The 4,924-nt window shown below is 71.5% G+C and carries 5 protein-coding genes; 3 read left to right on the forward strand and 2 right to left on the reverse strand.

Features of this window, described 5'->3' with window-relative positions; translation table 11 throughout:
- Positions 1–589: TIM barrel protein (locus ACFE67_RS14005; protein ID WP_375407489.1), on the reverse strand; the 589-nt coding region annotated here is incomplete at its 3' end.
- A gap of 175 nt (positions 590–764) precedes the next feature.
- Here ACFE67_RS14005 and ACFE67_RS14010 point away from each other — a divergent pair.
- From ACFE67_RS14010 to ACFE67_RS14020, 3 genes are read left to right on the forward strand one after another with little or no spacing between them, the layout of a single operon-like run.
- Positions 765–1,517 (forward strand): sugar phosphate isomerase/epimerase family protein, encoded by a 753-nt coding sequence (locus ACFE67_RS14010; RefSeq protein WP_375407490.1) that lies wholly within the window; start codon positions 765–767, stop codon positions 1,515–1,517.
- Positions 1,514–2,662 carry a Gfo/Idh/MocA family protein gene (locus ACFE67_RS14015; protein ID WP_375407491.1) on the forward strand — a complete coding sequence of 383 codons (1,149 nt, stop codon included), beginning with the start codon at positions 1,514–1,516 and terminating at the stop codon, positions 2,660–2,662. The genes ACFE67_RS14010 and ACFE67_RS14015 overlap by 4 nt, the downstream gene beginning before the upstream one ends.
- Complete coding sequence (locus tag ACFE67_RS14020) at positions 2,659–3,756, forward strand: Gfo/Idh/MocA family protein (protein ID WP_375407492.1); 1,098 nt, start codon at positions 2,659–2,661, stop codon at positions 3,754–3,756. The genes ACFE67_RS14015 and ACFE67_RS14020 overlap by 4 nt, the downstream gene beginning before the upstream one ends.
- A gap of 67 nt (positions 3,757–3,823) precedes the next feature.
- On the opposite strand, the gene ACFE67_RS14025 is transcribed toward ACFE67_RS14020, so the two are convergent.
- The coding region (locus ACFE67_RS14025) for a Gfo/Idh/MocA family protein (RefSeq protein WP_375407493.1) at positions 3,824–4,924 on the reverse strand (1,101 nt) is incomplete at its 5' end.

Genomic DNA, 4,924 nt, shown 5'->3' on the forward strand with positions numbered 1-4,924 from the left:
CGACCGTCGGCAGCAGGATGTCGCCGCGGGGCTCGTTCGGCTTCGGCTCGATCGCGAAACGAAGGCCGTAGCCCTTGGCCAGCACGTAGTCGGACAGCAGGTTCACGGCCTCGCGGTAGCGCTCGAGCGCCTGGCGGATGTCCTTCGAGGTGTCGTACTCGGCACCCTCCCGGCCGCCCCACATGACGAACGTCTCTGCCCCGAGCTCGGCGGCGAGGTCGATGTTGCGCAGCACCTTGCGGAGTGCGAAGCGGCGCACGGCCCGGTCGTTGGAGGTGAAGCCGCCGTCCTTGAAGACGGGCGCGCTGAACAGGTTGGTCGTGATCATCGGCACGATCACACCCGTGTCGGCGAGCGCGCCCTTCAGCCGGTCGATCTGCGACTGGCGCTCGGCGTCCGTCGACCCGAACACGAACAGGTCGTCGTCGTGGAAGGTGAGGCCGTAGGCGCCGAGCTCGGAGAGCTTCTCGACGACCTTCACGACGTCGAGCGGGGCACGGGTCGGACCGCCGAACGGGTCGGAGCCGTTGTAGCCGATGGTCCAGAGACCGAAGGAGAACTTGTCGTCGCGGGTCGGCTGCAGCGCCATGGAGGGGTCCGTTTCCTCGTCGAAGCGAAAATGTTGCGAATAGCAACATAGGGGTTCGTGGTCACGTCGGCAAGGTCGCCTGCTTCGCGTGACCTGCGGATCGCGACAGTGTGGCGTGATTGGATGAGAGACGTCCCGGTCGCAGCAGGTCGCCGGGAGTGCGAAGGAGCGCTGCATGCCTCGAGGTCCGATCTCCGTCCAGCTCTACTCGGTCCGCGACCGACTGTCCGAGGATCTCGAGGGCACACTCGAGCGCCTCGCCGCACTCGGCTTCACGAGGGTCGAGCCCTACGGCGCGTTCGTCGTCGATTCCGACGCCTACGTCGCCGCGCTCGCCTCGACCGGCCTCTCGGCGCCGTCCGCGCACGCCGGCGTGCTCGAGCTCGACGACCCGTCGCCCGCGTTCGAGGCGGCGGCCGCCATCGGCGTGCAGACGATCATCGATCCCGCGCACCGCACGGACGACTGGGAGTCGATCGACGGCGTCGCGCGGATCGCCGAGCGGATCAACAGCGCGGCCGACGCGGCCCGCGGGTACGGCCTGACCTTCGGCTACCACAACCACTGGTGGGAGCTGGAGGCGCGTCCCAACGGCACGCCCGCGCTCGAGCTGCTCGCCGCGCGCCTCGACCCGCAGGTCGTGCTCGAGGTGGACACCTACTGGGTGGAGGTCGGCGGCGTCGACGTCGTCGAGCTGCTCGGCCGGCTCGGCGACCGCGTGCGGCTGCTGCACGTCAAGGACGGCGACAAGAGCCGCGACGTCACCGCGCAGCTGCCCGCGGGCGAGGGCGCGATGGATGTCCCCGCCGTGCTGGGCGCCGCGCCGGACGCGATCCGCGTCCTCGAGTTCGACGACTACGCGGGCGACACGATGGACGGCCTCGCCGCCTCCCTCGCCTACGTCACGCAGCTGGAGGAGGGCGAGTGACGGTCGGAGCGGCCCCGAAGGGCCCCGTCGGAGTCGGGCTCATCGGCGCGGGTGTGATCAGCGCCCAGTACCTGAGCAACCTCACGACCTTCCCGGACCTCGAGGTCCGGTTCGTCGCGGACATCGACCTCGAGCGGGCGAAGTCGCGGGCGGAGGAGTTCGGCGTCGCCGCCTCCGGCACCGTCGAGCAGCTGCTGGCCGACGACGGCATCGACATCGTCGTCAACCTGACGCTGCCGTCGATGCATGCGGAGGTCGACCTGGCGATCCTCGCCGCCGGCAAGCACGTGTGGAGCGAGAAGCCGATCGCCACGACCGCGGAGGACGCGCGGCGGGTTTTGGACGCTGCAGCGGAGGCGGGGCTGCGCGTGGCCGTCGCGCCGGACACGGTGCTCGGCGCCGGGCTGCAGACCGCGTTCCGCGCGATCGCCGACGGCCGAATCGGCGCGCCGCAGACCGCGATCACGCAGGTGCTGAACCCCGGACCGGACCGCTGGCACCCGGCGCCGGAGTTCCTGTTCCAGGCCGGCGGCGGTCCGCTGCTCGACCTCGGGCCCTACTACCTCTCGACGCTGATCACCGTGTTCGGCCCCGTCCGTCGCGTGTCGGCGGTCGGCTCGATCGCCCGCCCGGAACGGACGGTGGAGTCCGGCCCGCGGGCGGGGACCACGTTCGAGGTGACCGTGCCGACGTACTCCGCGCTGCTGATCGAGTTCGAGGGCGGCACCTCCGCCCAGGCCACGTTCTCGTTCCAGTCCGCGCTGCCGCGTGCGGGCTCCTTCGAGATCACGGGGACGGACGGCGTGATCGTGCTGCCGGACCCCAACGTGTTCGACGGCGAGTCCGAGCTGTGGACGGTCGCGTCGTGGACGGGCGTGACCGGACACGATCGACCGGATCCCGAGTCGATCGAGGCGGTGGGCGCGTCGACCGGCCGCGGGCTCGGCGTGCTCGAGCTGGCCAGGGCGATCGCCGCCGGCGTGCCGGAGCGCGCGTCGGGTGCGCTCGCCGCGCACGTGCTGGATGTGATGCTCGCCGCCGCGGAGGCGTCCGAGACCGGTACGACCGTCGCGGTCACGAGCACCGTGTCGGCGCCCGAACCGCTGCCCGCCGGGTGGGATCCCACCGAGAGGACGCTCGCATGACGGCCCCTCTCCGGATCGCGGTGATCGGCGTGGGCGTCATCAGCGCGCAGTACTTCGCCTCCTTCCCCTCCCTCCCCAACCTGCGGCTCGTCGCCGTCGCGGACCTCGACGAGCAGCGTGCCGCGGAGGTCGCCGCGGAACAGGGCGTCGAGTCGCGGTCGGTCGACGCGCTGCTCGCGTCGGACGACATCGATGCGGTGCTGAACCTGACGATCCCCGCCGTGCACGTGCAGGTCGGCACGCGCATCCTCGAGTCCGGCAAGCACCTGTACGCCGAGAAGCCGCTCGCCCTCAGCCCCGACGAGGCCGCGCCGATGCTGCTGCTCGCAGCAGAACGGGGCCTGCGGGTCGGCAGCGCGCCGGACACCGTGCTCGGAACGGGCATCCAGACCGCGACGCGCCTGATCGACGACGGCGTGATCGGGCAGGTGCTGACCGCGGAGGCGTCGTGGAGCGCCCCGGGCCACGAGGCCTGGCACCCGAACCCGTTCTTCTACTACCAGCCGGGCGGCGGCCCGCTGCTCGACATGGGCCCGTACTACCTGACCGCGCTCGTGACGATGCTCGGCCCGGTCGTCCGCGTCTCCGGCGTCAGCATCCGGTCGCCGCGCGAGCGCACCGTCGCCACGGGTCCGCGTGCGGGGGAGGCGGTGCCCGTCGCCGTCGACACCGGCGTGAGCGGGATCCTCGAGCACGCCGGCGGCGCCGTCTCGCGCGTCTCCTTCTCGTTCGACACGTGGGCGACGCGGGCCCCGCTGTTCGAGGTGCACGGTACGAGCGGCACGATCGCGGTACCCGATCCCAACCGGTTCGACGACCCGGTGGAGGCGTGGACGGTGGAGGCGGGCGACTGGCGCACGGTGCAGCCGAACGCCGGCTACGTCGGCGCCGGTCGCGGCTACGGCCTCGCCGACATGGCGCAAGCCATCGCGACCGACCGACCGCACCGCGCCTCGGGCGCGCTCGCCCAGCACGTGCTCGAGATCATGGATGCGCTGCCGCGATCGAGCGCCGAGCACACGGTGATCACGCTGACGACGACGGTCGACCGCCCCGAGCCGGTCCCGGAGGGCGCACGTCCCGATTCCTGGTGAGTCGTGTTCACGGATCAGGGGATTCGGCGGCGAAGCCCCGAATCCCCTGATCCGTGAACACAACCCGTCACAGGTCGACCCAGTCTCCGCGTGACCCCTCGATCGCCTTCAGCACCTTCTGCACGGCGAGGCCGTCGGCGAAGGACGGTTCCGGATCGGTGCCCGCGACGATCGCGTCGACGAAGTCCTTCACCTCGTGCGTGAAGGTGTGCTCGTAGCCGAGGCCGTGCCCGGGCGGCCACCATGCGCCGACGTAGGGATGCTCCGGCTCGGTGACGAGGATGCGGCGGAAGCCGTTCTCCACCGCCGGCAGCGTGAAGTCGAAGAACTCCAGCTCGTTCATCCGCTCGAAGTCGAACGCGAGCGAGCCCTTCGAGCCGTTCAGCTCGATCCGCATCGCGTTCTTCCTGCCGACCGCGAACCGGGTCGCCTCGAAGGTCGCCAGCGCGCCCTTGTCGGTGCGCGCCACCCACACGGCGGCGTCGTCGACGGTCACCTCGCCGCGCTCCTCCGAGCCCGTCGCGGTCAGCCCGCCGGTCAGCGCGGCGAGCTTCGGCCGGGTCTTCACGAACGTCTCGGTGAGGCCGGTCAGCCCCGTCAGACGGTGCCCCGTGAGGAACGCGGCCAGGTCGATGATGTGCGCGCCGACATCGCCGAGCGCGCCCGATCCCGCCGCGTCCTTGTCGAGCCGCCAGACCAGCGGGAACTCCGGGTCCGCGATCCAGTCCTGCAGGTAGACCGCGCGGATGTGGCGGATGTCGCCGATCCGCCCCTGGCGCACCAGCTGCCGCGCGTACGCGAGCGCCGGCACGCGGCGGTAGGAGAACCCGACCATCGACCGCACGCCGCGGGTGCTCGCCACCTCTGCGGCCGCGACCATCCGCTCCGCCCCGTCGACGGAGTTCGCGAGCGGCTTCTCGCAGAGCACGTGCTTGCCGGCCTCGAGCGCACCGATCGCGATGTCGACGTGGCTGTCGCCCGGCGTGCAGACGTCCACGACGTGGATGTCCGGGTCCGCCACCGCGTCGCGCCAGTCGGTCAGCACGTTCGGGATCCCGAACGCATCCGCGAACGCCCGGGTGTTCTCCCGATTCCGCCCGATGACGTGCGTCACCCGCGCGGGCGTGCCGAAGAACTTCGCGGCCTGCGCCCAGCCGGAGGTGTGGAC

Origin of the sequence: uncultured Amnibacterium sp., from assembly GCF_964244015.1 — a bacterium.
Classification (GTDB): Bacteria; Actinomycetota; Actinomycetes; order Actinomycetales; family Microbacteriaceae; genus Amnibacterium.

Bases quoted from the DNA above. Each gene is read 5' to 3' on its own strand.
- ACFE67_RS14010 (WP_375407490.1), top strand. From the start codon at position 765: ATGCCTCGAGGTCCGATCTCCGTCCAGCTCTACTCGGTCCGCGACCGA.
- ACFE67_RS14020 (WP_375407492.1), top strand. From the start codon at position 2,659: ATGACGGCCCCTCTCCGGATCGCGGTGATCGGCGTGGGCGTCATCAGC.